The sequence below is a fragment of the Paraburkholderia rhynchosiae genome, from assembly GCF_002879865.1.
In the GTDB taxonomy this organism is placed as follows: Bacteria; Pseudomonadota; Gammaproteobacteria; order Burkholderiales; family Burkholderiaceae; genus Paraburkholderia; species Paraburkholderia rhynchosiae.
Genome location: NZ_PNXY01000025.1, coordinates 1 through 25,175 on the forward strand (window position 1 = coordinate 1; position 25,175 = coordinate 25,175).

The window sequence follows — 25,175 nt, forward strand, 5'->3', positions numbered from 1 at the left end:
CGGCTCGTCAGACGGGCATCGCCCAGATTTGCCGCGCCGAATTCGATGTCGGCCCAGTCGTCCTGGTCATCCTGATTGTCGGTCGAAGGCAATTACGTGTAGTTCCTGTGGCGGTGCCTCAAGTTAACACCGCCTCAAGCTGTTTACAAGCGCTATCCCCGCGCAGATGTGGGTAATCCTGAGGTCCATGGGAGCGACATCATGAAAAAACATATTCTGGGCGCGGCGCTAGCCGCCGTGCTGACCATGGCCGCGACGGCCGCATTCGCAGACGAACCTTTGCCGCCGCCGGCGCCCGGCGACATGCACGGCGAAGCGCCGCATGGCGACGGCCCACCTCGAATGCATGGCGCGATGGGGCCGATGGACGCGATGCGCCCTATCGGCCCTGGCCTCGCCGTGATCAACGATCTCGAACAGCTGCGCCGTCTCTATGCACTGAGCGGACGTTCGGGCGACATCGTCGCGGTGTATCACGAGGTGTTGAACAAGACCCAGGACCCGATACTGCGTCACTATGTTTACGACTCACTCGCGCGCGAACAGTTGAAGCCGGCAAACCCCGAGCAGGCGATCGCTACATTACGCACGACCCTTTCGGAGGATCTGGCCGCAGCCAACAAGGCGCCGCGTATTTCGCCGCCCACGTCGCCGCGCATGTCCCCCGATAGCGCGCACTCACAGCCGCAGTAAGACCCATTTCACACTGGAAGCGCTACCGCAAAAACGCTTTGCAGCCCATCGCCCGCGCAGCGTTAGTTCTCGCACATTGCGATTCACTAGCCGCTTTTTCGTCTTCTGTCTGGTGATTACGATAAAGGCTGTCAAAACGCCAGTGCGAGTCCAGCATGCGCTATCCAGTAGACGTGGCTGTCGCCGCTGCTTTGCTCGTGTTCGTGCTTTGCTGCATCGTCACCCTTGCCTTGCACTGATCGAGAAAAACGTGGCCCGCCGCGCGTGATCGCGCGGCCTCATCACACTCTCATCCTTTGTCTACCTCTCTCCGCTCCGCTTTCTCGCGGCGCTAAACGTCCGTTCGGCGCGTGACATTGCGCGAAATAATTGTTCGGTGGAGTTGGACAAGCGGCTCGCCCATACTTCGTTTCGCTGCCGGTGCGTACGTAACAGAACGCATGAGATCAAGAGTGCTTTACGTGCGATACCTATCGCCGATGATCACGATCCCCCGGTTACCGATCGTCGGAAGATAGGTTCGAACACTACGGCACCGCGTGCCGACAACGAGACAACCATGTTCACTTCAATCAAGCTCATCAAAAAGAATACCGCCCGTGCTGCATGCATCGCGATGGTCAGCGCCAGTATGCTGCTGACCGGCTGCGCGGGCGGCAGCGTCACGAACGCGAGCGCGGCGACTACTCAGCCGACCGTGCGTCCGGACAACATCTATGTGTACACGTTCGACACTCAGGCCGACCAGGTGAGGCTGGACGGCGGCATGCTGCAGAAACTGAAGACGCACATCGACGGTTCATCGGCTGCACAAAAGCAATCCGGCGATGCCGCCGAAGTCCGCGAACAGGTCGCGAACGAAATCGTGCACCAGTTGCAGTCGATGGGTCTGCGCGCGATTCGCTCCGACATACCCGCGCCCGCCGATCAGAATGTGCTGATGGTGCAAGGCAGCCTTGATTCGATCGATGCGGGCAATCGCCGCCGTCGCATGCTGATCGGTCTCGGTGCGGGCAAGAGCGAGGTGAGCAGTTCGGTGCAGATCTTCTACAAGCCCGCGGGCGGCGCGCCGCGGCTCGTGCAAAGCTTCAATGCAAGCGCGGACAGCGGCAAGGCGCCGGGCATCGCCGAAACGGCCGGCGTGGGCGCGGCGGTGGGAAGCATTGCGACGTCGGCGGCAGTGGGCGGCGGCTTGCATGCGGTATCGGAAACGAAGCACGCCGGAGTTTCCGCCGACGCCACGCGCCTCGCGGACGCGGTCGCGAAGCAGATCGCGCAGATCGGCGTGAGCGGCGGTTGGCTGTCGACCCAGCACACCAAGGGTTGATCTGCCGCGATGCGGCTCGACGATGCCAGAACGCGGATTGGACAGATAGCTGCGAAGCCCGGAACGGGGGCTGCGCAGCTGAAAAGCGCGTTAGCGCGCCGCTGTCGAGCCGCGAATCACCAGATCGCCCGGCAGCACCAGAGAACGCGTCGACATCGACGGATCGGCAAGACGCTGCGTCAACAATTGCATCGCGATCTTGCCGATTTCATATACAGGCTGCGCGACGACGGTAATGCCCGGTGTAACGAGATCGGTCCATGAGTCGTTATCGAAGCCTGCGAGCGCGATGTCGGTTCCGGGCGTCGCGCCACGCGCGCGCATCTCGCGATACGCGCCAAGCAGCAATAAGCCGTTACTCGCGACGATCGCATCCGGCCGCGCCGCCGGCTCACGCGCGAGCCACGCGCCGACATGCTGAAGCGCGCTGCCCGGATTCGGCTCGACGAACTCCGCAAGCACCGGCAAGCCGTGCCGCCCCAGCGCCTGCGCGAAGCCGTCGTGACGCTCGCGGCCCGTGGTACTGGCATTGCCGAACAGGCCGGCAATGCGCCGGTAGCCACGCTCGACCAGATGCTCAACGAGGCGCGCCGCCGCGTCGCGATTATCCAGCACGACCGCGTCGGCGCTGCCCGCCGGACCTGCGCGGTCGATCATCACCACCGGGAAATCATAGGCCTGCGCCTTGAAGCGCTGCGCCGCGTCGTGAGTCGGCGAATAGATGCAGCCCGTGACGCGCTCTTCCTCCATCAGCCTGAGATACATCGCCTCTTTCTCGGGATTTTCGTCGGTATTGCAGAGAATCACGCGCAAGCCCTGCTGATAGGCGGCGTCTTCAACGGCGCGGCTGACTTCGGTGAAGAATGGATTGCGCACGTCCGACACGATCAGCCCGATGGTCGCGGTGTCGCCCGAACGCAGCCGGCGCGCGGCCGCGTTCGGGCGATAACCCAATTGCTCGATGGCGCCCAACACGCGCTGGCGCACCGCGTCCCGCACCGGCCCATTGTTGGACAGCACGCGCGAGACGGTCGTAACCGATACGCCTGCGGCTTCCGCGACATCCTTGATTCTTAGATTCATGAAAGTGGTATCGATTCCTTGAATCGCTCGGTATTTTCCCTGGATTGCTCACCGGCTGATGCCTCGGGCCGTCCGCGCGGGAGACAGGCTGCTCGGACCTTTGAAGCCATTCTACCTGTGTTCCCGCGGTTTTCGCCGAATTATGCCCAGGCGGTCAAGGCTTGACTGCAAAAGTGGTATCGATTCCAATACACCCACTTCAACGATTCGATTTCAGGAGACGCGATGCCGTCGCTGCTTACCGCAGAGCTGGTTCGATTGAACGCTCGGGCCACGTCGAAACACGACGCGATTGTCCAGGCCGGCGAATTACTGGCCGCCGCCGGTTACATCGAGCCCGCGTATGTCGACAGTCTTCATGGACGCGAAAAAGTCTCGAACACGTATCTGGGCAACGGCGTCGCGATCCCGCACGGCATGCAGGAAGACCGTCACCTGATCCGGCGCACGGGCGTTGCCGTGCTGCAATTGCCGGAAGGCGTCGAATGGCACGATGGCGAGCGCGCAAATCTGGTCGTGGCGATTGCCGCTCAATCGGACGAACACATCGCGCTGCTGCAACGCCTCACGCGCCTGATCGGCGACTCGGAAAAACTGCGCGCGCTGGTCGACGCACGCGATCCTAACGCGCTGGTCGCGGCATTGAACGGCGCGGGCGCCGACGCTGCAACGAGTGTGATCGAAAGCACGCCCGCTGATTTCGAGCAGCGCGTGGAACTGGTGCTCGACTATCCGCACGGTCTGCATGCACGCCCGGCAAGCACGTGGGTCGCGACCGCCAAGCGCTATCAGGCGGCTTTGCGGGTACGTAACGGCAAACTCGCCGCCGATCCGAAGAATCTCGTCAGCCTGCTGCAACTCGGTGCCACCGCCAACGCGCATCTCGTACTGTCGGCGCAAGGTGTCGATGCGGCAGACGCGCTCACTGCACTCAAGCGCACCATTCAAGCGCTTTCCGCCGAAGAGCACGAGCGCGCCGCGGCGGCTCGCGCGCGTCGTCAGAAAGCGCAGCCGGTGTCGTGGACGCCGGTCGATCCCGCGACGATGTTCGAAGGCGTCAGCGCCGGCCCGGGCTTTTCAATCGGCCAGGCTCGTGTCATGCGCACAGCGCAGCTCGACGTTCAGGACCGGCCCGGCGAAACGGTGGAAGCCACGCATCGGCTGGAAGAAGCCTTGCGCAAGACCGCCGATGAGCTCGACACGCTCGCCCGCGACACCACCGCGCGCCTCGGCGCGGAAGAAGGCGCGATCTTCGGCGCGCACCGCGAGCTGCTGAACGACACGGAACTGCTTGCCGAAGCCGCCCGTCTGTTGCTGGACGGACACGGCGTCGCGTGGTCGTGGCATCAGGCGGCCGAGCGGCAGGCCGAGCGCCTCGCGGCGTTGCCCGATCCGTTACTCGCCTCGCGCGCGACCGATCTGCGCGACGTCGCGCGCCGCGTGCTCAAACACCTCGGCGAAAACCTGGCCGCCGATACGCGCCTCAACACGCCCGCCATCCTGATCGCCGAAGACCTGACGCCGTCTGACACGGCAATGCTCGACCCCGCCGTCACGCTCGGCTTCTGCACGGTGTCGGGCGGTCCGACTTCGCACACCGCGATTCTCGCGCGCACGCTCGGCGTGCCGGCAGCGGTCGCGTGCGGCGCGGCGCTGCTGGACGTTGCGGACGGCAGCGCCGCCGTACTTGACGGCACGAGCGGCCGTTTGTATGTCGGCGTGTCGGCGCAAGACCTGGAGCGCGCGCGTCGAACGCAATTGCAACTGGCCGAAGAAGCGCAACGCGCCGCGGCGAATCGCGCGTTGCCTGCGGCGACGCTCGACGGCCACGTGCTCGAAATCGGCGCGAACATCACACGGCCCGATCAGGTCCGCGACGCCATTGCGAACGGCGCGGACGGGGTCGGCCTGATGCGCACCGAGTTCCTGTTCCTCGAACGGCACGACGCGCCGAGCGAGGACGAGCAATACGACTGCTATCGGCGGATGGTCGAAGCGAGCGGCGGGCGTCATCTGATCATTCGTACGCTCGACATTGGCGGCGACAAGCAGGTGCCGTATCTCAATCTGCCGCACGAGTCGAATCCATTTCTCGGCGTGCGCGGACTGCGTCTGTGCCTGCGCCGCCCCGACCTGTTCGTGCCGCAGTTGCGCGCGCTCTATCGTGCGGCCAAGGACGGCCCGCTGTGGATCATGTTCCCGATGGTTTCCACGCTCGACGAAGCGCGTCAGGCGCTGGCGCTCGCTGAAACCGTGCGCGCCGAGCTCGACGCACCGAAAGTGCCGCTCGGCATCATGGTCGAGACACCGTCGGCGGCAGCGTTCGCGGACCACTTCGCCGCGCTCGTCGACTTCTTCTCGATCGGCACCAACGATCTGACGCAATATGTGCTGGCCGTCGACCGTGAACATCCGGAACTCGCACGCATGGCCGAGAGCCTGCATCCCGCCGTGCTGCGCATGATCAAGCAGACCGTCGATGGCGCGCGTCGTCATCGCAAGTGGGTCGGCGTGTGTGGCGGGCTTGCGGGCGATCCGCTGGGCGCGTCGATTCTCGCGGGCCTCGGCGTCGACGAACTGTCGATGAGCTCGCGCGATATTCCTGCCGTGAAGTCGCGGCTGCGCGCGTCGCGCCTTGACGCGTTGCAGGCGCTTGCGCGCCGCGCGCTCGATTGCGAGGACGTCGACGCGGTGCGCGCGCTCGAGACCACCGAGATCAAGGCGGCCGCATGAACACGGTCGTGACCGTCACGCCGAATCCGGCGCTCGATCAAACGGTGCGCGTTGCGAACCTCGCGCTTGGCGAGGTCAATCTCGCCGCGTCGCTCGAATTCAATGCGGGCGGCAAAGGCGTGAATGTCGCGGGCTGTCTCGCGGACTACGGCATCGCAACAATCGCCACGGGTCTGCTCGGTTCCGACGACGCGGCCGCGTTCGATGCGATGTTCGCCGATAAGCACATCCTGGACCGCTTCGTGCGGATCGCCGGACGTCCGCGCATCAACGTGAAGCTGGTCGACACGGCACGCCATGAAACGACCGACATCAATCTCGCGACGTCGCTGCCGAGTGCGGCCGACGTCGAGGCGCTCGAACAACGCGTCGTCGAACTTGCCGCGCCGGGCCGCTGGTTCGTGCTCGCGGGCAGCTTGCCGCCCGGCGTGGACGTGTCGTTTTATCGGCGGCTCACGCGCTCATTGCATCGGGCGGGCGCATGCGTCGCACTCGATACCAGCGGCGCGCCGCTCGCCGACGTGCTCGCCGCAAGCGCAGCCGGCGATATGCCGGACCTCGTTAAGCCGAATCGCGCGGAACTCGAAGCCGCGTTGGGCCGTTCGCTGGCAGATGACGATGCGTTGATCGAAGCCGCTTGTGAACTGGTGAAACGCGGCATCCAGTATGTGGTCGTTTCGCTCGGCGAGCGCGGCGCGCTGGGCGTCACATCGAAGCAGGCCCAAGCGCAAACCCGAACGCAAACCCAAGCGCCAACGCAGGAACGCGCCTCAGCCTACGAAGGCTGGCGCGCCGCGCCGTTGCGCGTGCCGGTAGCGAGCACCGTCGGCGCGGGCGATGCGCTCGTCGCGGGCCTCGTCGCCAGTCTCGCAGAAGGGCATCCGTGGGATGCGGTCGGCCGGCGCGCGACGGCATTCGCCGCGGGCAAGCTTGCGCGTGTCGGTCCGCATCTGCCGGATCGCGCGACGCTCGACGCCCTCGCCGCGCAAGTCGAACTCAGCACCTTCAGCGTCGCCGCGCATCCGCTGCGCGTGACCCAACATCAAGCCGTGTAAGCCAGAGAGAGCAATGGACAAGCTGATTGGACTGGTATCGTCCCCGCAACAAAGCGCGTCGCCGATGGTCGCGGCGCAGGCCCTGAACCGCGCGGCACAAAAACGCGGCGCATCGTTCGCCATCGAAACGCGCAGCGCGCTCGGCGTTCAGCATCCGCTGAACGCGGCGCAGATCGACGCGGCGCAGACCGTGCTGATCGCCGCGGACGTAAGCGAGCGCGTCGACGAAACGCCGTTTGCCGGCAAAACGATTCACCGCATTTCTCTCGACGACGCGATCCGCGAAGCCGACGCGGTGCTCGCGCGCGTCGCGGCGAACGCGGGCGCGACTCAAGGCGCACAGGGAACACGAGGCGCAGGAAGCCCGCATGGTGCGGCGCGCGCGCTGAAGATCGTCGCGATCACGTCGTGCCCGACCGGCATCGCGCACACCTTCATGGCCGCCGAAGGACTCGCACAAGGCGCGAAGTCGCTCGGCCACGAGATCCACGTCGAAACCCAAGGCTCGGTCGGCGCGCAAAACACGCTGAGCGACGAGCAGATCGCGGCGGCGGACCTCGTGGTGATCGCCGCCGACACGCAGGTCGACAAAAGCCGCTTTCGCGGCAAGCCCCTCTATGAAACCGGCACGAAAGGCGCAATCGGCAAAGGCGCGGCGCTGATCGAGAGAGCGATTGCCGAAGCGGCCGTCGAAGGCGGCGCGGCGGCGTCGGCGAAAAGTGCCGGCGGGCAATCCGCGGCGAACGGCGCGGCGCTTGCCGATCAGGTCGCCACCGCGAAGAAACAACGCTCGGCGAAGGCGTCGGGCCCATATCGCCATCTGATGACGGGCGTGTCGTTCATGTTGCCGTTCGTGGTGGCGGGCGGCTTGCTGATCGCGATTTCGTTCGCGTTGGGCGGCATCTACGCATTCGACGACGCGCACAAAGGCACGCTCGCCTGGGCGCTGTTCCAGATCGGCGCCAAGTCCGCGTTCGCGCTGATGGTGCCCGTGCTGTCCGGCTACATTGCCTATTCGATTGCGGACCGGCCCGGCATCACGCCCGGCATGGTGGGCGGCATGCTCGCCGCGAGCCTTGGCGCGGGCTTTCTCGGCGGCATCATTTCCGGCTTTCTCGCGGGCTATACGGCCTTGCTGATCAGCCGCAAGCTGAAACTGCACCGTAACCTCGAAGGTCTCAAGCCGGTTCTTATCATTCCACTTGTCTCGACGCTCGTGGTCGGCCTGCTGATGATCTACGTGGTCGGCACGCCAGTTGCAACCGCGCTGCACGGCCTCGAAGACTGGCTTCGCTCGATGCAGACCGGCAGCGCCGTCACGCTCGGCCTGCTGCTCGGGGCGATGATGGCCTTCGACATGGGCGGTCCGGTCAACAAGGCCGCGTACGCGTTCAGCACCGGGCTGATCGCAAGCCAGGTCTATACGCCGATGGCGGCCGCGATGGCGGCGGGCATGACGCCGCCGCTCGGCATCGCGCTCGCCACGTGGATTTTCCGCAACCGCTTCGTCACCGACGAACGCGAAGCGGGCAACGCCGCCGCGGTGCTCGGCATGGCGTTCATCACCGAAGGCGCGATCCCCTTTGCGGCGCGCGACCCGATGCGGATCATTCCGGCCTGCGTGATCGGCTCGGCGATCACGGGCGCAATTTCGATGGCGTCGGCGGTCGAACTGAAAGTGCCGCACGGCGGCATCTTCGTGCTGCCGATTCCGAATGCCGTCACGCATCTCGGCATGTACGTGGTGGCGATCGCGGTCGGGACCGTGGTCACGGCGCTCGCGGTGGGCGTGCTCAAGCGCCCGGTTCAGGCTGCGGCCTGAGCGCCGCCCAACGCTTGCGGCGGCTCGACATGGCGCAACGGCTCAGAGAGACCTTCAGCGAAACCCTCAGCGACACGTACCGCGGGTTTCACGTGCTGATCGAAACCGTTTCCGATGACGGGCAAAGCCTGCGCGTGCAACGCACCATCACGCGGCAACTCGGCGAGCGCGTGTTGACCGTCGATGCACGTTGCGAGACGTGCATTGCGCCGCAATTTGCGCGCGAAACGCTGGCCGACGCGCTTCGCGACGCTAGGGAAGCCGTTGACCGGCTGCTCGGCGGTTGGCATCCCGCTTATGCGCAGATGCAGTCTTCGCAGCCGCCGTCAGCCCGTTAGCGTTACGGCGGCGGCCGGCTAACCGAATGTGAACGCGTACGCGCTCACGCCGGAATCGAGAAATTCGATCACGAAGGTTCTGTCCTGAACCGTCCCGCTTTGCCGCACGAGTTGATAAAGCCGCTCTTTATCGACAGTGCCGACGCCGTTCGCATCCGTGTCGGCGCCATGCGAAGCGCCCGGCGGCTTGCCGTCGATAGTCACTCTGAATCGCACCGGCTTGCCGTCCTGCATCGGTCCGAGCACCAGATGCAGATCGCGCGCATGAAAGCGGTACGCGATCTTTCCACCGCTCGTGCCCAACTCCGCGCGCTCGGCGGCGACACGCCACTGACCGTCGAGGCTCCAACTTCCTGTCAGCAACTGCGCGGGCGAGCTGTAAGCGTGAAGCGCGTCCGGCGCGAGTGCTTCCGGCGACGCGAAACCTTCCGCCTGGCGATAACCGACGTAAGTCTCGCCGGAGCGCAAATCCTGCGAGTCCGCCGCCGCCTGAATTCCCGATGCTCTCGCGGTGCCCGCCGACGCGGGCAGTTTCGAATGCCCCGCTTCCGCCAGCAATTGGCGGATGACCTCTTCCGACTTGTCGTATCCGCCTTCGCCGAAATGGTGATAGCGAATGTCGCCATGCGCATCGACGATATAAAAGGCCGGCCAGTACTGATTGTCGAACGCCTGCCATACGGCGAGTTTGTTATCGACGGCGATCGGATAGTCGACACCGAGGTCGGCCGCTGCCCGCTTCACGTTGGCGATGTTGTGTTCGAACGCAAATTCCGGCGCATGCACACCGATCACTACAAGCCCCTGATCGCGATACCGGCTCGACCACGCTTTCAGATAAGGCAACGTGCGCAGGCAATTGATGCATGAGTACGTCCAGAAATTGACGATCACGACCTTGCCACGGAGATCGCCCGTTTTCAGAGGCGGCGAATTCAGCCAGTCGACCGCGCCCGACAGCGACGGCATCGCGCCTTCGACCGGCAACGCAACGGGCAATGCAACCGGCAGGGCAACGCGCATCGTGTTGGATACATTGCTCGGCTCAGCCGTTGCGCTGACTTTCATCAATGGCCGGGCGCTCTGTCGCGGCGAGTTCGTACGCGGCGACCAGCGCTGCACCAGCTTCTCTTCGATGCCCGTCGTGTTCAGCGACGGCACATGCGCCAACGCGCGCGTATCGAGGCCGAGCGCCATCGCCGCAGCGGACAGAATCACCGCCGCGCCGAGCACCCGGCGCACGCGTTCGCCGACTCCGTATGAGCGCTTCAACACGGCGAGCAGCCGTCCGCCGACCACGAGCACGATAGCGAGCGAAGCCGATGCGCCCGCTGCGAACGCGAGCAACGGCAAGCCCGTCGCACCGCCCGGCCGATGCAGGATCACGCCCGTCATCACGAGCCCGAGGATCGGCCCGGCGCACGGCGCCCACAGCAACCCGGTCGCGATCCCGAGCACGACCGACGACATCACGCGAGGACGCCCGCCGTCGCGACGCACGACGCCATCGAGACGATTGCCCACGCTGACGACAGGATGCGTGAGCCGCTCGGCCATCGACGGAAACAGCAGCGCGACGCCGAATACGCCAAAGAACGCGAGTGCGATCCAGCGGCCGTATTCATTCACGTGCGCGACCCACGCTCCGCCGACAACAGCGAGGCTCGCCACAGCGGCGAACGTCAGCGCCATGCCGGCCAGCAGCGGCAAGCCGTGTCGAACGAATGACTGATCGACGCGCGCAAACACGAGCGGCACGACGGGAAGAATGCACGGACTCAGGATGGTGAGCATGCCGCCGGCGAAGGCGAGAAGTATGAGCAGCATAGGGACGTCCTTTCGTTCAATGAAGTCATCGGCCGGGTTGGTGGCGGCGGCCGGATCGGTGATACCGCTGACATGCATTGAACTATCGGCACGTATCGGGCTTGTGTCGGCGAACGCCGCGTTCTGCAAGCTCATGTATCGAAGCCTCAATGGATACAGTGCGACACAAAACTCCCCGCGGCTCGCGCCGCTGCGAGCATGGGTTGGTATCTCAACGTATCGGACGGTCGCGCCGATACACAACGTTGCATAGGCACAGAGCGAACGACACACGCCAGATACGTCAGCGGCTTCCAATGACGTCACGCCAATCGATGAACCCGCGTGCGCACGACGCGCCGCTTCTCCCAAGGACAGTCCCAGCATGCCCGCTCGACTCAGAACCCTCACGACCCTCGCCGCATTCATCGCACTCGCCTTGCTCGCCAGCCTGCTCGCGACGCGCGGCAACGCCCTCTCCGCACCGGAACGCAATACACCGGTTGCGCCGCAAATAACCGGCATCGACAAATGGATCAACAGCCCGCCGCTCACACTGCCGCAATTGCGCGGCAAGGTCGTGCTGGTCGACTTCTGGACTTACTCGTGCGTGAACTGCATCAACACGCTGCCTTACGTGAAGAACTGGTACAAGCAATACGGCAATCAGGGACTGGAAGTGATCGGCGTGCATACGCCGGAGTACCCGTTCGAGCGCGATGCCGGTCATGTCAGCGCGGCCGTCAGGCAACTCGACATCCGCTATCCGGTTGCGCTCGACAATCAGTACGCGACATGGAACGCGTTCAACAACCAGTACTGGCCCGCGCTCTATCTGTTCGACAAGACGGGACACGTTGTGTACAGCCATTTCGGCGAGGGCGATTACGCAAAGACGGAAGCGAAAATCCGCGAACTGCTGGCGCAACCCGGTTGATGTGTTGGATGTGCACATGTGGCAGCGAGCTTTGACCGGCTGACGGCGGCACCTCTCGAAGCACAGGCCGACAATGCGGCGCCACAAGGGGCTTTGTATTTGCGATCGGTCGAGTTCCTTTCGATGCTCGCGCTGCTTTTGATGTGCGCCTTTTCCGTGGCCGGCACGCACGACTATATGAACTGGAATCGCGCGCGCTGGCAGCTTCTTCAACAGCTCGCCGCCGACGGTGTGGCGCCGCAGCGTATCGACGGAGGCTTCCAGTTTAACGGTCTGCATATGTACGACCCGGCGTATGTGGCCACCTCCGCGAAAAGCTTCTGGTGGGTCCATGACGACGAATACATTGTCCAGTTCAGACCGCGGGCCGGATACCGGATCGTGGCGAGTGCCGATGCCGAGGGCTGGCTATCACCCTTCCGAACCGAACTGCTGGTGCTGAAGCGAGATGGCACCTGACCTCGAGAATACCCTGCGCCCTTTCGACTGACCATTTCCTTGTTGCCCGGATCGTGCGGCAACCTCACAAATTCCTCATTAAAGCTGTCCGGCGTGCGCCCCGCTCAGGCACAGCGCATGCACAGTGCAATCCAGCGCAGCGGCCTCGCCAGCCGGCCCAGTCCTCGATGATTCGAACGGCCGCGGCGCGTCATCATGTCAATCGGGCGAGGCGTTTATGAACAAGATCTCACCACCCGCGGCGGTGCCGAAAAAACGCGGCCGGCTGCGTAGCGCTTTCACAGTCAGCGTCAATGCGGGAAAGCGCTTCGTGTCGGACCGCTGCCCGATGATGGCGGCCAGCGTCGGCTTCTATTCAGCGTTCTCACTCGCGCCGACGCTGCTCATAGTGCTGGCGGTCGCGGGCTGGTTTTTCGGCGAGGACGCGGCGCGCGGACGCCTGTTCGAACAGGCGCGCGGCATTCTCGGCAACGACGCCGCCTCGGCAATGCAAGCGATCGTCGAACACGCGCATCGAGCGAGCGGCAGCGGAATCGCCGCCGCAATGTCAGTCGTGCTGCTGATCGTGGGCGCATCCGCGACATTTACTTCGCTGAACACCGCGCTCGATGTCGTGCTCGAAGCGGACAGCGACCTCAAAAGCAAGGGCAGCATCACATGGCTCGTGCGAACGCGGCTGGTATCGGTCGGCATGGTGCTCGGCCTCGGCTTTCTGCTCGTCGTGTCGCTCGTGCTCGACACCGCGATTACCTACGCGGGGCATGCGATCTTCGGCGATTCGCCATGGGTCATCGTCACAGCGACGTTGCAAACGATACTCGGGCTCATCGTGCTCGGCGCCGCTTTCACGGCACTGCTCAGATGGATGTCTGATGCGCGGGTGAGCCTCATGCATGCCGCGGTTGGCGGCATGACGGCGGCAATACTCTTTTCCGTAGGCCGGCATCTGTTCGGCCTGTACCTCACGCATGCCGGCACAGCCAGTTCATTCGGCGCCGCGGGCTCGCTCGCCGTGCTGATGATGTGGCTTTACTTTTCGGCGGCGGTGTTTCTGTTCGGCGCCGAGACGACAGCTGAACTCGCCGGACGCAATGAGGTCAAGGATAAGGGGAAAGACCGGCCGTTGGGGGCGGGGGCGGCGCGCTCGCGTTGAGGGAGTTGCCGAGGTCAGTCAGTTTTCCGCTGTATCGGCGCAGTGATCGCTGCCGTCGATCTCCCTGCAAGCTCACGCCGCTGCCTTATTAAGCGGCCTCCTGACCGATTGGATCACCAAGCGCAGGGAGACCTCCTGCTGCCCCCAGCGCCGCACGGTGGCGCGCTCTAGCGTTCGCGGCCGGCGATGAAAGCAAAGCCAGTCGTCAGGGGAAACTCTTCGTCGAACCTGTTCGCGGGACGCCTATAGGCGCGGTCAGATGAATCTACCGGCGCGCACGCGCGAGGACAACGAAGCAAATCCGCTACGGTTATCTGCTCAAGTGATAGACCCGATGCTTTAACGGGCGGCGGCCGTATGAGGACTGTTTCGGCACTATGTCACATAGACATTGCAGCGACTGCCGCGTTGCCGCGCTATGCGACCGCCACAGGCGGCGCCTTCACGAGATTCCTCAACGTGAGCCTCGCTTCCAGCCCACCGTCGACGCGATTGTAAAGCCCGAGCGTGGCGTCCATTGCAAGCGCAAGTTGGCGCGCGATCGCGAGGCCGAGGCCGGTCCCGCCGGTCTGACGGTTGCGCGATGCTTCGAGCCTATAGAAAGGCTGAAACACGTCTTCGAGGGAATCAGCAGGTATGCCGGGTCCGCGGTCGAGCACGGAGACCGTGGTCTGCCCGTCGGGCAACACTTCGATATGGATCTCCGCCGCACCGCCGAACTTCAGCGCGTTATCCACGAGATTGCCGACAATGCGGCGCAACGCCTGCGGCCGCGTCATCAACGGCATGTCGAAGCGGCCATGCAATGACACGGCCTGGTCGGCATCCACGTAATCGCATACGAGGCTGTCGAACAACGCATCCGGATCGATGCGGCACGGCAACTCGGTGGCGCCGTGCAGCGTCCGCGCATACGTGACGCCCTCTTTCACGAGCGCTTCCATTTCCTGCAAATCCTGCCGCAGTTTCGCGCCTTCCGACTCGCTCTCCATCATGTCGACGCGCAGACGCATGCGCGTAATCGGCGTTTGAAGATCGTGCGAAATGGCCGCGAGAATCTGCATGCGTTCGGTGATGTACATCGCAATGCGTTCCTGCATTGCGTTGAAAGCGCGGGCCGCGCGCGCGACTTCGGAAGGACCGCTCTCGCGCAGCCGCGCCGCCTTGAGATCGGGGCCGAGCGCGTCCGCGGCGACGGCCAGCTCGTGCAGCGGCCGCGTGGCGAGGCGCACCGCCAGCCAGCAGCAGCCGAGCAGCACTGCGAGTTGCAGCACCAACATGAGCGGCAACCAGCGCGACAATGGCGCGCCGGACATGGGACGCATGTCGATGGTGAGCGGCGTGCCGTCGGTGAGCTTCAAGTGAACCTGCAAACGCTCGTTGTCGCCGGGCACCGCATTCACCGTCAACGGATAGTTGGTGCCGATGCCCTCGGAAATGGATCGTGCCACTCGCGCCGACAGTTGGGCATCCACGGGACCGCCGCTCACGCCCGGCCCAAGCACGAATTCGTAGCTGCGCCGTGCAAGCCGCGGCAGCCACTGAGCGCGTTCGCTAGCGGGCAAATGATCGAGCAGCGCGACGGAACTCGTCACTTCTCGCTCGATATAACCCATCATCACGTTCGTCATGGTCTGGTCGCGTTCGGTCATGGTGAGCCAGAACGACAACGCCTGCGCGGACGCAAGCCCAATGAACAGGATCACCGACAGCCTCGCGAACAGTGAACGCGGCCAGTGCAGCGATGAAAGCAGCTTCATGCCTGATCCCCGATAAACTGGACAGCCGCGGAAAACACATAGCCTTCGCTGCGCAGCGTCTTGATGTACCGCGGTTCGCGCGCGACGTCGCGCAAACGCTGACGCAAGCGGCTCACCATCAGATCGATCGAGCGATCGAATTGATCGGCTTGACGGCCTTGCGTCAGATTGAGCAGTTGGTCGCGCGTCAATACGCGTTGTGGATGGTCGAGAAACACGCGCAGCAGACGGTACTCGGCACCGCTCAGCGCGACCATCGTGCCCTCCGGGTCGAGCAGATGGCGCGCCGTCGTGTCGAGCCGCCAATCGCCGAATCCGAGCATTTGTGCGGTTTCGGTCACTTGCATGCCGGGCGGCAACATGCGCGCGCGGCGCAGCACCGCGCGAATCCGTGCGAGCAACTCGCGGACGGCGAAGGGCTTCGGCAGATAGTCGTCGGCGCCCATTTCCAGACCGAGGATGCGGTCCGCTTCCTCGTTGCGCGCAGTCAGCATCAGCACGGGCACCGTGCGAAATTTGCCCGCGCGCAGTTCGCGGCAGAGCACGAGCCCGTCTTCGCCGGGCATCATCAGATCGAGCACGATCAGGTCGGGCGCGCCCTGCTCCAGAACGGCGCGCATCTGACGGCCGTTCGCGGCCAGCGAAACGCGCATGCCGTTCTTTTCCAGGTAGCCGGCGATCAATTCGCGGATGCCGCGATCGTCGTCGACGATCAGTACGTGGTCGATCGTGTCCATCTATGGCTCATCTCTTTTGACGTTTCACCTGCACCCGGCTGGTACATAGCATCGAACACTGCACCGGGTGCGCCAATTCGGCGGCAGCGCCGCCCGCGATGAACGCGATGATCGCCAGCAGCCGCTTCATGCGTCCTCCACGACGGAAAGGCTCGCGCCATCGGAGAGACCGGCTTCCAGCGTATACGGATCGATGCCTTCGAGGCAACCGATATTGACGCGCCACAGCTTGGGGTCCCTGCGCGTTTGATGAAACGGATAAATGCCACAGTGCTTGCAGAAGAAGTGCTTCGCCACGCGCGTGTTGAACTGGTACAGCGTAAGTGCGTCCTCGCCTTGCGTAATCGACAACAGGTCTGCCGCGAACGGCGGCGTCATCAGCGCGCCCTTGCGGCGGCATAAGCTGCAATTGCACCGCGCCGCCGGTACGACTGGCGTGCGCACTTCGAATTTAACGGCCCCGCAGTGGCAGGACCCTTTAAGCAAACCGGCGTTCATCCGAGTCTCCCTGATTGAGCAACGACTGCTTTATAACGCGTGGCGAACGGCGCTTTATGTCGCAATGTATCTGAGCTTGCGCCTGACACAAAACATTGCACCGGGGCGTTGCAAAACACGTTACCAAGCGCGTTAAGAAGCGCGTTAAGAAGCACATTGAAAGGCCCGCCGAACGCGGGCGGCGCTTCAGTCAGACGAAAAACGTTAAAGACGCGCGACGTCGACAATCGCATCCGCAAATGCTTTCGGCGCTTCTTGCGGCAGGTTATGGCCGACTCCGCCACCGATGTTCCGGTGCAGATACTTGCCGGTAAACTTCTTCGCGTACGCGCCCGGGTCCGGATGCGGCGCACCGTTGGCGTCGCCTTCCATTGTGATGGTCGGGACCGAGATGGCCGGCGCCATCGCGAGGCGCTTTTCCAGTTCGTCGTATTGCGGCTCGCCTTTCGCCAGTCCGAGGCGCCAGCGGTAGTTGTGAATCACCACGGCAACGTGGTCCGGATTGTTGAACGATTGCGCCGAGCGCTCGAAAGTGGCGTCGTCGAAATTCCATGTCGGCGATGCGGTATGCCAGATCAGCTTGTTGAAGTCATGGCGATTCGCTTCGTAACCTGCGGCGCCGCGCTCTGTGGCGAAATAGAACTGATACCACCAGGCAAGTTCCGCTTTCGGCGGCAGCGGCGCATGGTTCGCTTCCTGACTGCCGATCAGATAACCGCTGACGGACACCAGCGCCGCGCACCGCTCCGGCCACAAAGCGGCGATGATGTTCGCCGTGCGTGCGCCCCAATCGAAAGCGCCAAAGATTGCCTTGTCGATTTTCAGCGCATCCATCAACGCAATGACGTCGACGGCGACCACCGCTTGCTGGCCGTTTCGCGGCGTATCGGCGGAGAGCAACCGCGTGGAGCCATAGCCGCGCAAATACGGCACGATGACCCGATAGCCCGCCGCAACAAGCAAGGGCGTGACTTCAGCGAAGCTATGGATATCGTACGGCCAGCCGTGCAGCAGAATCACGACTGGGCCATTGCGCGGGCCCTCTTCCGCGTAGCCGACATTTAGCGCGCCCGCATCGATCTGCCGGATATTCGCAAACGAAGCGGCACGTGTCGCCGTTTTCGTGCCGCTCGACTGCGCGTTGGCCAATCCGCTGAAGCCAATCTGCATCAAACCGATGCCCGCAACCGTGGTTCCAAGCAAACGACGACGCCGAGTATCAATCTGGTCCGACATGGTTGTTCTCCTTTATATACGTCAGCATATAAAACGTTACGGCTTGGCATAGATCGAACGGAAACCGGCGACGTCCGCATTCGACGTACGCGAGCCCGACTCCGAACTGCTAGTACCAGACGATCCATAAGACGACACCGTCAGCCCCTGTTGCGCATTCACACGTGCCTGAGCTGCTTGTATGTTCCGCGGATATTGCGTTTCATCGCTGGCAGGCTGGTAACCGGCCTTTTGCAGTTCGACGAGTTGCGCCCGCACGTCAGCGCGCGTCAGCGGCTGGTTCGATTGAGCAAAAGACAATGCGGGAAGCGCAACAGCAGCCGCGACGATAAGCGATTGAATGACTTTCATGATGGCACCTCAAGAGGAGATCTGTCGACGCAAACGCCCGTTTGCGTTCCGGTTGGTCCAGACATGTGCTGGCCTGGAATCATTAGAACCGGTGGACGTATCTGGCTTATGTCGCGCAATGGCGCCAGTGAAACGTAATGTACCCCCGTATGGCGGGGATACATAACGACACAAAGAAGGCGGGAAACCGGTGAAACAGCGCTGTGCGATGAGGTTCGCTGCCTGTGCGGCGGATTTGTATCGCAGTGTATATGCGGCTCGATTGGATACACAGCATTGCAATAGCCCGCTCGGCTGACACAAGCCAGATACCCGGCGCCGTTCTAATGCATCAACGACGGATTGCGGGCCACGCACTAAGCGCTGGCGCCGGGCGTCGCGAACCTCGCGATGCCAATCCGTTTCACTCGACCATCAACTGGATAACGATCATGAACCAATCAGACAAAGTGCTGTACACAGGCAAGACCCACACTACCGGCGGACGCGATGGCGCGTCGCGCAGTTCCGATGGCCGGCTCGACCTCAAGCTCGGTTCTCCGGGCGCCTCCGCAACCGGCACGAATCCGGAGCAGATGCTGGCCGCGGGATGGTCCGCGTGCTTCATCGGCGCAATGGGTCTCGCCGCGAAGAAGCTGCAAATCGCGCTGCCCGCCGATACCGCCGTCGATGCAGAAATCGATCTGGCCATGAACCATAGCGGCTACTTCTTGCAGGCACGGCTGAATGTCAGCCTGCCGGGCGTCGATCGCGAAGCCGCGCGGACGCTCGCAGACATGGCGCATCAAACGTGTCCGTATTCGAAGGCGACGCGCGGCAATATCGATGTTGTGATCGCGATTGTTTAACGCTGGACGCAGTCATACAGCGACACGACGCCGGTACTGCTTCGCGGAGTCCGGCGTCGTCGTCTCATGTTTGCACGGCTTGCATCGCACGCTCTAAAGGCGCGAACTGCCGAGCTTCTTGTAGGCACTGCGATCGCGCGAGCGCAACCGCAGCGCTGCCCACCTGCCCGCGACAGCGAACACGGGTAGCAGTGCGGTCAGGCTGTATGAGAGCAGCGGGCCAGCGCCGGTCAGCAACGGAAAATTCACAACCGCAAGCGCCAGCACAACAACGAGCGCAATGCCGGAAATCAGCGGGAAAATAAACACGCGCAACGTACTTTCCTCGCGGCTCTTCAGCTTCTTGAAGAACACCAGCACCGCGACCGACGAGAGCGCCATCAGCGCGATGATGCAAAGCGTCGCCACATTGGTCAGCCATGAGAACAGCGTGAGCACCGGATCGGCATGCGCGAGGACGAACACCAACACCACCATTGCAGCGAAGGCGGTCTGCCACATCGATCCGATATGCGGACTGTCATGCAACGGATGCGTGTGCCCGAGCGGCGCCGGAAGCAAGCCCTCGCGGCCGCTCGCAAAGAAATAGCGCGACGCGGAATTATGAAAAGCAAGCAGCGCGGCATAGACGCTGGTGATAAAGAGCACGCTCATCGCCGCGGTCAACGCGCCGTTCGCATAGTGATCGGACAGCGTGTACATGAACGTCGTCGGATCGGACAAACCGCTCAGCGTCTTGACGATCTGCTCGCTACCTGCGCCGATCACAATGCACCACAGCGAGACGGCGTAGAACGCGCCGATCAGAAGCACCGAGATATAGGTCGCTAGCGGCACCGTCCGCTTCGGGTCCTTCGTTTCTTCGCTATAGATGGTGGTCGCCTCAAAGCCAATGAAACTGGCGAAGCAGAACAGAAAACCAATCGCCGGTGTGCCGCTCAGAAAAACGTGTGGCGTGAACGACGCTGCGTCGATACCGTGCGCGCCGCCGGCCTTCAGAATGGCAACGTCGAGAATCAGCACAACGATGTACTCGCCGAATACGAGCAACGACAGCAACTTTGCCGACAGCTCGATCTGCCTGTAACCGAGTACCGCGATACTCGCCATGGCCGCGAAAGAACATGCCCACCACGGCGCCTCGATGCCGGAATGCACCCGCAGAAAACCGGCGCACACCGCGCCGAACATGCCGTAGAGGCCGAACTGCATCGTGTTGTAGCCGAGCAGCGCGAGCAATGCTGCTGCGCCGCCCACTGTGCCGCCGAGCCCCCGCGCGGTGAATGCATAAAAGCCGCCCGCGTTGGTGATGTGCCGCGACATCGCCGTGTAACCCGCGGCGAACATCAGCAGGATGGCGACCGTGGCGATAACCAGCGACGGTGTGCCCGCCCCATTGCCGAGCATGATGCCGATAGGAAAACCACCGGCAATGGCCACAAGCGGGCCAGCGGCCGAAATAACGAAGAACACGATGAAGCCAAGACCCAGTGCCTCTCGCCGCAATTCGGTTGAAGGCTTTGTTTCCAACGCGACGCTCATAGGTCTCGCTCCGGCTAGTTGGACGTTCTATCGATGAATAACGGATGGGCTGCACTGTAGCCAGCCAAAATTCGCAACCGGCGGAGCGACTGGCAATGCGATGCGTGATGCGGGAAAACGAGAGGCCGCGGCACGATCCGGGAGCTTATCGCCTCAGCAACCGTTTCGGCGCGTCGTCGTTTAAGCGACAACACGCACAGGCGCACACCTCAGGTACGCGCGTTAGCCGTGGCGCGATTCGAGCGCGGCAGCGTGACGCTGAAAGTCGTGCCGCGCGCGGTCGAGTCTGCGCGTATCTCGCCGTGGTGCGCTTCCACGATCCGCTTGCAAATATAGAGGCCGAGCCCGATCCCCGCAGCGGCACCGCGTCTTTCGGGTGGCGAATAGGTTCGCGTCAGCGGATCGAATAGCGTGGGTAGTGCCTCGTGCGGTATCGGGTTGCCGTCGTTGGAAACCGCAACGCTCACCGCATCGCCGCTGCCGCTAGCATGCAATTCGATGGCGCCCGAGCCGTGCTGAACCGCATTGACCAGCAGATTGGCGATCAACTGGCCGATGCGGTCGCCGTCCCACCATCCGCCGAGATCGCCCTCGAGGCGCAGTTCGATTTGCGCCTGCGGATACGACGCGCGAACCTCGTCCGCGGTATTGCTGCACAACCGGCCTATATCCAGCGACACGACTTGAATGGGCAGCGTATCGCCGAGACGCGTGCGCGTGAAATCGAGCAGGTCGTCGATCAGGCGCTTCATCCGTCCGGCGCCGCGCTGCACGTTCGCGGCGGCCCGCACGCTCAACGCCGACAGCGAATCGTCGTGCAAAAGGACTTCCGCCGAATTGGCTATCGCGCCCAACGGCGAGCGCAGGTCGTGCGCCAGCACACCGGCAAACAGGTCCCGGATGCGGTCTGTGCGTTGCGTGTACTGCCGCACGGACTCGGTGAGCGCCTGATCGACGGCCTCGTTAAAGCGGATCATCTCCTGAAACGCGTCGGCACCTGCGGGCGCGGTCTGCTCCCAGCGACGCAACACGCTCGCGCGCAATGCACGGAACTCCGCGATCACGTCGTTCAGCCTGAAACCCTGGGCAAGACGGTCGTCGGCGTGGCGCGACGCGGCCGTCGACACACTCGACTGCGCGCCGCTCTCACCGCGCGACTTGGCTTTTTGTTGCACCGCACTCTGCGCCGCCTTCATGTCGGCGGCAATGCGGGTCAACAGTTCGCTCGCCCAGTTACGCAATTCGGCCACAGTGAGTTCGCTGTTTTTTGCACTGACGCGAGTCGCATACTCGGTCCAGTCTTCTACCAGTACCTCCAGATTTGCTTCAATAAAGTCCGCCAGGTTCATGGGATACCTCGGTGATGAATCAGTTGGCCTCTCTACGTTCGAATGTCCCCGTTGTCATTCCCGATCACGCCGAACTCCACGGCTGTCTTCACATAGAACAGCTGTACGCCCTCGGCGCGCAGCCGCTCGAACAGCCTGCCGGCTTCCTCGTCCGTCACTGCCATCACGACCGACAACGGCTGATCCGCCAGCTCGAAAAAATGCGCGGAATGTATCCGGTGATGGTGGCCGATTCCCTCGCTCGCCGGTATCACGGTCGCGCCGCCCAAGCCGAGTTCGCCGGCCAGATGCATGAGCCAGTCGGCCAGCGGCTTGCCGTGATGGCGCCGATCGTGCTGGGTGAAAAACGTGATCTGGTAACCGTTCATATCGACGTCTCCCCGATGCGATGCGATGCAATTCAAGTCACGCCGAAGAAGCGATGTCGGCCGGCGTCGTCGCCGACGCTCATCAGGTAGGAACGCCGATGGTCTGCCCCGCCGCTGCCGCTGCCCGAATTGCGCGGCTCGGCATCGGGCGCCGGCCAGGCGTCAACGCCGACGAGCGGCACGAAGCTCACGTCGCCGAGCGAGCAGCTTTCGTAATGGTCTTCGCTGCGGCGAGTCAGTTTGATGAGCCGTTGATAATGCGGATCGCGGCCAACCGGCATGACGATGCGCCCGCCGATGGCGAGCTGCTGGCGCCACGCCTCTGGAATATGAGGTCCGCCCGCCGCCGCAATGATCGCGTTGTACGGCGCGTGTTCCGCGAGGCCCGTGGTGCCGTCGCCGAGATGGACGGTCACATTGGAAACGTCCAGCCGCGCAAGGATGTCGCGCGCCATATCGACGAGCGGCGCGTGGCGCTCGATCGAGTGCACGTGCGCGGCGATGACTGCCGCGACCGCAGCGGCGTAGCCCGAGCCAGTGCCGACATCGAGCACGACGTCGGCGGGACCCAGCTCCGCGGCCTCGATCATCGTTGCGACGATGGCTGGCTGCGAGATGGTCTGTTCGTTGCCGATGGGCAGCGGCCGGTCCTCGTACGCCAGATCTCGCAGATAGTCCGGCACGAATTCCTCGCGAGGCACACGACGCATCGCCGCCAGCACATGCGGAGCGCAAATGCCGCGGCGCACGATCTGCCGCTCGACCATCCGCTCGCGGGCCTCGTTGAAATCGGTCATCGCCACCTCCGTCTCGCAGCCGGCGCCCGCGTACTCGCACGCCGCGTTGCAGCCAGATCGTCGGGCTGCAACGATCGACGCGTTGCGAGCGAATGCGTGGCCTCTGTTCAGTCTACGCGCAGAACGCGCCGGGCAAAATCAGGGGTAGCGTGGAGCGCGCCGGTCAGCCGGGAATCTCCGGCTCGACCAGCTTCGCCAACTGCATGAGCGATTCCTGCCAGCCGAGGTAGCACATCTCCACGGGAATCACCTCGGGCACGCCTTCCTGAAGAACGGTGAGCTCGGTTCCGCAGGACACCTCGCGGAATGTGATCGTCGCGGACATCTGGCCGGGCAGGTTCGGGTCGTCGAAGCGGTCCGTGTAGCGGATCTTTTCGAAGGGCACCAGTTCGACGTACTCGCCGCCGAACGAGTGGCCGTTGCCGCTGCTGAAATTGCGGAACGACATCTTGTAGGTCCCGCCCACGCGGCCTTCGAAGTGGTGGACCTGGCAAGTGAATCCATAGGGAGGCAGCCACTTCGCGAGCGCGTCGGGTTCGAGGAACGCCCGATAGATGCGTTCGGCGGGCGCGCGCAGCACGCGGTGCAGCTTGATGGTTCCAGTAGTCATGGTCAGTCGCCTTTCGGTTGAGAAGTTGGACACACTACTACGACGAATCGACGACACCGCAATCGACATGAATGAGCGCAGAAAGTCGACTTTGGCTTGCGCCGCCTCCCGGCGATAGACTAGCAGGACAGCTTTCGCAGGAGAACGTCATGCGGCTCGTCGACTGGAACATTCAGTGGGGGCGCGGCGTGGATGGCCGCGTCGATCTCGAACGCATCGTGCGCGAAGCCCGCGCGCTGTGCGATTTCGACATCATGTGCATGCAGGAAGTGACGCGCGGGTTTCATGAGCCGCCGTCCGCGGGTGGACTGGCAGGCGGCCCGTGCGCCGATCAGTTCAGCGAGCTTGCCGCCCTGCTGCCCGGCATGACGGTGATCGACGCGATCGGCTCGGATCTGCCGTCGATTGGCGGGAGCGCGCATCGGCGTCAGTTCGGCAATGCGATCGTCACGCGCCTGCCGGTCAGACAGGTGCTGCGCCATTCGCTGCCCTGGCCCGCCGATCCAGCGAAGCCATCGATGCTGCGCGTCGCGCTCGAAGCGGTGATCGACACCGACATCGGAGCGTTGCGCGTGATCAGTACACATCTGGAGTTTTATTCGGAAAGGCAGCGGCTCGCGCAGGTCGAGAGGCTGCGCGATCTGCACAAGGAAGCGTGCGACCACGCGCGCCGACCGGCGCAAGGGGAAAAACCCGACAGCCCGTTCGCCGATACGGCGCGCCCGCTGAGCGCGATTGTCTGCGGCGACTTCAACAGCGCGTTCGAAAGCGCCGCGTACCGCCGGATGCTCGAGCCGATTCCCGGCGCGCCCGCGTTCGCCGACGCCTGGCGCCGCGCGCATGGCAACGCGCCGCGCGCCCCGACGGTCGGTCTTTACGATCGCGAGCAATGGCCCGACGGCCCGTTCGCGTGCGACTTCATGTTCATCACCGAAGACCTCGAGCCGCGCGTGGCAAGTTGCGAGGTGGACGCGCACAGCCGGTCCTCGGACCATCAGCCGATGTGGCTGGAACTGCGCTGACCGGCAAATACGACGAAGCCAACGACGGCTGCAAAGGCGAACGGCGCGTGCTAGATGCGCGGCAGATCGTCAATGCATTTTTCGATGTGGCCGTTGGGGACGTCGGTGTCGATTCCGTCGTGACCGTTCGTGTGGGGGACGGCCACGATTTTCGGCCCGAGAAAGCGCGTGCCGCCGAGCGTGAAAAGCGACCAGACAGCGTCGCCCCGGCGGATCGCGTCCACGACCTGGGCCACTTCGACAATGGAAGTCGGCGACAACCAGTTACGGGTTGCCGCGTCGACGGCAGCCCAACGCACGTGCGTGATCCGGTCGTTCGAAGGGTCGATGCGCACAGCGTCGATACCAAATGTAGCCATGATATTTACCCCCAGCACCCTGGCAATGGCCATCGTAGCACGATCATCCACGGCGTTGACTAAGGGAAACGGCAGCCCGCTCACGCTTTGAACCGAAGTGGAGATATCCGCACGTTGCGCATGAATTTACCGGCCGCGGCTGCCGTCGCGCTCGCTCTTGGGCATCGCCTTTTCCTGGCGGGGAACCGCAATCATCTGTACGCCGATCTAATGAGAGAGGACACCATGTCGCTCTACCGACGTACGGTGGCTGGCTCGTTTGAAAAGAGCCAACACCGGTGAAACGGTGTTG

25 protein-coding genes are annotated in these 25,175 nt (G+C 63.5%); 11 read left to right on the plus strand and 14 right to left on the minus strand.

Features of this window, described 5'->3' with window-relative positions; all coding sequences use genetic code 11:
* Positions 1 to 201 precede the first annotated feature (201 nt).
* Positions 202 to 693, plus strand: coding sequence for a hypothetical protein (locus tag C0Z16_RS27195; RefSeq protein WP_102635158.1), 492 nt, complete (start codon positions 202 to 204; stop codon positions 691 to 693).
* Between the two features lie 559 nt (positions 694 to 1,252).
* The gene (locus C0Z16_RS27200; RefSeq protein ID WP_102635159.1) at positions 1,253 to 2,020 is read left to right on the plus strand and encodes a DUF4410 domain-containing protein; all 768 of its coding nucleotides are present in this window, start codon (positions 1,253 to 1,255) and stop codon (positions 2,018 to 2,020) included.
* A gap of 90 nt (positions 2,021 to 2,110) precedes the next feature.
* Here C0Z16_RS27200 and C0Z16_RS27205 read toward each other — a convergent pair whose 3' ends face one another.
* Entirely contained in the window at positions 2,111 to 3,103 is a 993-nt protein-coding gene (locus C0Z16_RS27205) for a LacI family DNA-binding transcriptional regulator (protein WP_102635160.1), read from the minus strand.
* A gap of 225 nt (positions 3,104 to 3,328) precedes the next feature.
* Between C0Z16_RS27205 and ptsP the strand changes: the two genes are divergently transcribed.
* From ptsP to C0Z16_RS27225, 4 genes are read left to right on the plus strand one after another with little or no spacing between them, the layout of a single operon-like run.
* On the plus strand, positions 3,329 to 5,836 hold the full coding sequence (gene ptsP / locus C0Z16_RS27210) for a phosphoenolpyruvate--protein phosphotransferase (RefSeq protein ID WP_102635161.1): 2,508 nt from the start codon (positions 3,329 to 3,331) through the stop codon (positions 5,834 to 5,836).
* Positions 5,833 to 6,891, plus strand: coding sequence for a 1-phosphofructokinase family hexose kinase (locus C0Z16_RS27215; RefSeq protein WP_102635162.1), 1,059 nt, complete (start codon positions 5,833 to 5,835; stop codon positions 6,889 to 6,891). Before ptsP ends, C0Z16_RS27215 begins: the two co-directional genes overlap by 4 nt.
* Positions 6,892 to 6,904: 13 nt before the next feature.
* Positions 6,905 to 8,713, plus strand: a complete 1,809-nt coding sequence (locus tag C0Z16_RS27220) for a PTS fructose-like transporter subunit IIB (RefSeq protein ID WP_102635163.1) — start codon at positions 6,905 to 6,907, stop codon at positions 8,711 to 8,713.
* Positions 8,714 to 8,742: 29 nt separating this feature from the next.
* Positions 8,743 to 9,051 carry a DNA-binding protein gene (locus C0Z16_RS27225; RefSeq protein WP_102635164.1) on the plus strand — a complete coding sequence of 103 codons (309 nt, stop codon included), beginning with the start codon at positions 8,743 to 8,745 and terminating at the stop codon, positions 9,049 to 9,051.
* An 18-nt stretch (positions 9,052 to 9,069) separates the two neighbouring features.
* Here the strand turns inward: C0Z16_RS27225 and C0Z16_RS27230 are convergent, their stop codons facing one another.
* Positions 9,070 to 10,878, minus strand: a complete 1,809-nt coding sequence (locus tag C0Z16_RS27230; RefSeq protein ID WP_102635251.1) for a cytochrome c biogenesis protein DipZ — start codon at positions 10,876 to 10,878, stop codon at positions 9,070 to 9,072.
* Between the two features lie 364 nt (positions 10,879 to 11,242).
* Here C0Z16_RS27230 and C0Z16_RS27235 point away from each other — a divergent pair, with 364 nt between their 5' ends.
* From C0Z16_RS27235 to C0Z16_RS27245, 3 genes are all read left to right on the plus strand, one after another.
* Complete coding sequence (locus tag C0Z16_RS27235) at positions 11,243 to 11,794, plus strand: thioredoxin family protein (RefSeq protein WP_102635165.1); 552 nt, start codon at positions 11,243 to 11,245, stop codon at positions 11,792 to 11,794.
* A gap of 18 nt (positions 11,795 to 11,812) precedes the next feature.
* Positions 11,813 to 12,253 (plus strand): hypothetical protein, encoded by a 441-nt coding sequence (locus tag C0Z16_RS27240; RefSeq protein WP_102635166.1) that lies wholly within the window; start codon positions 11,813 to 11,815, stop codon positions 12,251 to 12,253.
* A 217-nt stretch (positions 12,254 to 12,470) separates the two neighbouring features.
* The gene (locus tag C0Z16_RS27245; protein ID WP_102635167.1) at positions 12,471 to 13,406 is read left to right on the plus strand and encodes a YihY/virulence factor BrkB family protein; all 936 of its coding nucleotides are present in this window, start codon (positions 12,471 to 12,473) and stop codon (positions 13,404 to 13,406) included.
* A 416-nt stretch (positions 13,407 to 13,822) separates the two neighbouring features.
* On the opposite strand, the gene C0Z16_RS27250 is transcribed toward C0Z16_RS27245, so the two are convergent.
* From C0Z16_RS27250 to C0Z16_RS27270, 6 genes are all read right to left on the minus strand, one after another.
* Entirely contained in the window at positions 13,823 to 15,166 is a 1,344-nt protein-coding gene (locus C0Z16_RS27250; protein ID WP_102635168.1) for an ATP-binding protein, read from the minus strand.
* Positions 15,163 to 15,903: a response regulator gene (locus C0Z16_RS27255; RefSeq protein WP_102635169.1), complete on the minus strand. Its 741-nt coding sequence runs from the start codon at positions 15,901 to 15,903 to the stop codon at positions 15,163 to 15,165. Before C0Z16_RS27255 ends, C0Z16_RS27250 begins: the two co-directional genes overlap by 4 nt.
* 7 nt (positions 15,904 to 15,910) lie before the next feature.
* Entirely contained in the window at positions 15,911 to 16,033 is a 123-nt protein-coding gene (locus C0Z16_RS39390) for a hypothetical protein (RefSeq protein ID WP_279635082.1), read from the minus strand.
* Positions 16,030 to 16,401, minus strand: a complete 372-nt coding sequence (locus tag C0Z16_RS27260) for a GFA family protein (protein WP_102635170.1) — start codon at positions 16,399 to 16,401, stop codon at positions 16,030 to 16,032. The genes C0Z16_RS39390 and C0Z16_RS27260 overlap by 4 nt, the downstream gene beginning before the upstream one ends.
* A 204-nt stretch (positions 16,402 to 16,605) precedes the next feature.
* The gene (locus tag C0Z16_RS27265; RefSeq protein WP_102635171.1) at positions 16,606 to 17,637 is read right to left on the minus strand and encodes an alpha/beta fold hydrolase; all 1,032 of its coding nucleotides are present in this window, start codon (positions 17,635 to 17,637) and stop codon (positions 16,606 to 16,608) included.
* A 36-nt stretch (positions 17,638 to 17,673) separates the two neighbouring features.
* Entirely contained in the window at positions 17,674 to 17,988 is a 315-nt protein-coding gene (locus C0Z16_RS27270) for a DUF4148 domain-containing protein (RefSeq protein WP_102635172.1), read from the minus strand.
* A 431-nt stretch (positions 17,989 to 18,419) separates the two neighbouring features.
* Between C0Z16_RS27270 and C0Z16_RS27275 the strand changes: the two genes are divergently transcribed.
* Positions 18,420 to 18,836, plus strand: a complete 417-nt coding sequence (locus C0Z16_RS27275) for an organic hydroperoxide resistance protein (RefSeq protein ID WP_102635252.1) — start codon at positions 18,420 to 18,422, stop codon at positions 18,834 to 18,836.
* 93 nt (positions 18,837 to 18,929) lie between these two features.
* On the opposite strand, the gene C0Z16_RS27280 is transcribed toward C0Z16_RS27275, so the two are convergent.
* The 5 genes from C0Z16_RS27280 to C0Z16_RS27300 all read right to left on the minus strand — a co-directional run bounded on the left by C0Z16_RS27280 (position 18,930) and on the right by C0Z16_RS27300 (position 23,502).
* Positions 18,930 to 20,378, minus strand: a complete 1,449-nt coding sequence (locus C0Z16_RS27280) for an APC family permease (RefSeq protein WP_102635173.1) — start codon at positions 20,376 to 20,378, stop codon at positions 18,930 to 18,932.
* A gap of 209 nt (positions 20,379 to 20,587) precedes the next feature.
* The gene (locus C0Z16_RS27285) at positions 20,588 to 21,727 is read right to left on the minus strand and encodes a sensor histidine kinase (RefSeq protein WP_102635174.1); all 1,140 of its coding nucleotides are present in this window, start codon (positions 21,725 to 21,727) and stop codon (positions 20,588 to 20,590) included.
* Positions 21,728 to 21,759: 32 nt separating this feature from the next.
* Entirely contained in the window at positions 21,760 to 22,095 is a 336-nt protein-coding gene (locus C0Z16_RS27290; RefSeq protein WP_102635175.1) for a DUF190 domain-containing protein, read from the minus strand.
* Positions 22,096 to 22,127: 32 nt separating this feature from the next.
* Complete coding sequence (locus C0Z16_RS27295) at positions 22,128 to 22,892, minus strand: protein-L-isoaspartate(D-aspartate) O-methyltransferase (protein ID WP_102635176.1); 765 nt, start codon at positions 22,890 to 22,892, stop codon at positions 22,128 to 22,130.
* Between the two features lie 163 nt (positions 22,893 to 23,055).
* Positions 23,056 to 23,502 (minus strand): SRPBCC family protein, encoded by a 447-nt coding sequence (locus C0Z16_RS27300; protein ID WP_102635177.1) that lies wholly within the window; start codon positions 23,500 to 23,502, stop codon positions 23,056 to 23,058.
* A gap of 149 nt (positions 23,503 to 23,651) precedes the next feature.
* Between C0Z16_RS27300 and C0Z16_RS27305 the strand changes: the two genes are divergently transcribed.
* Entirely contained in the window at positions 23,652 to 24,524 is an 873-nt protein-coding gene (locus tag C0Z16_RS27305; protein ID WP_102635178.1) for an endonuclease/exonuclease/phosphatase family protein, read from the plus strand.
* Between the two features lie 50 nt (positions 24,525 to 24,574).
* Here C0Z16_RS27305 and C0Z16_RS27310 read toward each other — a convergent pair whose 3' ends face one another.
* Positions 24,575 to 24,883 (minus strand): hypothetical protein, encoded by a 309-nt coding sequence (locus C0Z16_RS27310; RefSeq protein ID WP_102635179.1) that lies wholly within the window; start codon positions 24,881 to 24,883, stop codon positions 24,575 to 24,577.
* Positions 24,884 to 25,175 lie beyond the last annotated feature (292 nt).

Bases quoted from the DNA above. Each gene is read 5' to 3' on its own strand.
- C0Z16_RS27235 (WP_102635165.1), top strand. From the start codon at position 11,243: ATGCCCGCTCGACTCAGAACCCTCACGACCCTCGCCGCATTCATCGCA.
- C0Z16_RS27205 (WP_102635160.1), bottom strand. From the start codon at position 3,103: ATGAATCTAAGAATCAAGGATGTCGCGGAAGCCGCAGGCGTATCGGTT.
- C0Z16_RS27200 (WP_102635159.1), top strand. From the start codon at position 1,253: ATGTTCACTTCAATCAAGCTCATCAAAAAGAATACCGCCCGTGCTGCA.
- C0Z16_RS27305 (WP_102635178.1), top strand. From the start codon at position 23,652: ATGCGGCTCGTCGACTGGAACATTCAGTGGGGGCGCGGCGTGGATGGC.
- C0Z16_RS27290 (WP_102635175.1), bottom strand. From the start codon at position 22,095: ATGAACGGTTACCAGATCACGTTTTTCACCCAGCACGATCGGCGCCAT.
- C0Z16_RS27255 (WP_102635169.1), bottom strand. From the start codon at position 15,903: ATGGACACGATCGACCACGTACTGATCGTCGACGACGATCGCGGCATC.
- C0Z16_RS27260 (WP_102635170.1), bottom strand. From the start codon at position 16,401: ATGAACGCCGGTTTGCTTAAAGGGTCCTGCCACTGCGGGGCCGTTAAA.
- ptsP (WP_102635161.1), top strand. From the start codon at position 3,329: ATGCCGTCGCTGCTTACCGCAGAGCTGGTTCGATTGAACGCTCGGGCC.
- C0Z16_RS27295 (WP_102635176.1), bottom strand. From the start codon at position 22,892: ATGACCGATTTCAACGAGGCCCGCGAGCGGATGGTCGAGCGGCAGATC.
- C0Z16_RS39390 (WP_279635082.1), bottom strand. From the start codon at position 16,033: ATGAAGCGGCTGCTGGCGATCATCGCGTTCATCGCGGGCGGCGCTGCC.
- C0Z16_RS27275 (WP_102635252.1), top strand. From the start codon at position 18,420: ATGAACCAATCAGACAAAGTGCTGTACACAGGCAAGACCCACACTACC.
- C0Z16_RS27285 (WP_102635174.1), bottom strand. From the start codon at position 21,727: ATGAACCTGGCGGACTTTATTGAAGCAAATCTGGAGGTACTGGTAGAA.
- C0Z16_RS27215 (WP_102635162.1), top strand. From the start codon at position 5,833: ATGAACACGGTCGTGACCGTCACGCCGAATCCGGCGCTCGATCAAACG.
- C0Z16_RS27270 (WP_102635172.1), bottom strand. From the start codon at position 17,988: ATGAAAGTCATTCAATCGCTTATCGTCGCGGCTGCTGTTGCGCTTCCC.
- C0Z16_RS27245 (WP_102635167.1), top strand. From the start codon at position 12,471: ATGAACAAGATCTCACCACCCGCGGCGGTGCCGAAAAAACGCGGCCGG.
- C0Z16_RS27310 (WP_102635179.1), bottom strand. From the start codon at position 24,883: ATGGCTACATTTGGTATCGACGCTGTGCGCATCGACCCTTCGAACGAC.
- C0Z16_RS27280 (WP_102635173.1), bottom strand. From the start codon at position 20,378: ATGAGCGTCGCGTTGGAAACAAAGCCTTCAACCGAATTGCGGCGAGAG.
- C0Z16_RS27220 (WP_102635163.1), top strand. From the start codon at position 6,905: ATGGACAAGCTGATTGGACTGGTATCGTCCCCGCAACAAAGCGCGTCG.
- C0Z16_RS27230 (WP_102635251.1), bottom strand. From the start codon at position 10,878: ATGCTGCTCATACTTCTCGCCTTCGCCGGCGGCATGCTCACCATCCTG.
- C0Z16_RS27265 (WP_102635171.1), bottom strand. From the start codon at position 17,637: ATGTCGGACCAGATTGATACTCGGCGTCGTCGTTTGCTTGGAACCACG.
- C0Z16_RS27300 (WP_102635177.1), bottom strand. From the start codon at position 23,502: ATGACTACTGGAACCATCAAGCTGCACCGCGTGCTGCGCGCGCCCGCC.
- C0Z16_RS27250 (WP_102635168.1), bottom strand. From the start codon at position 15,166: ATGAAGCTGCTTTCATCGCTGCACTGGCCGCGTTCACTGTTCGCGAGG.
- C0Z16_RS27225 (WP_102635164.1), top strand. From the start codon at position 8,743: ATGGCGCAACGGCTCAGAGAGACCTTCAGCGAAACCCTCAGCGACACG.
- C0Z16_RS27195 (WP_102635158.1), top strand. From the start codon at position 202: ATGAAAAAACATATTCTGGGCGCGGCGCTAGCCGCCGTGCTGACCATG.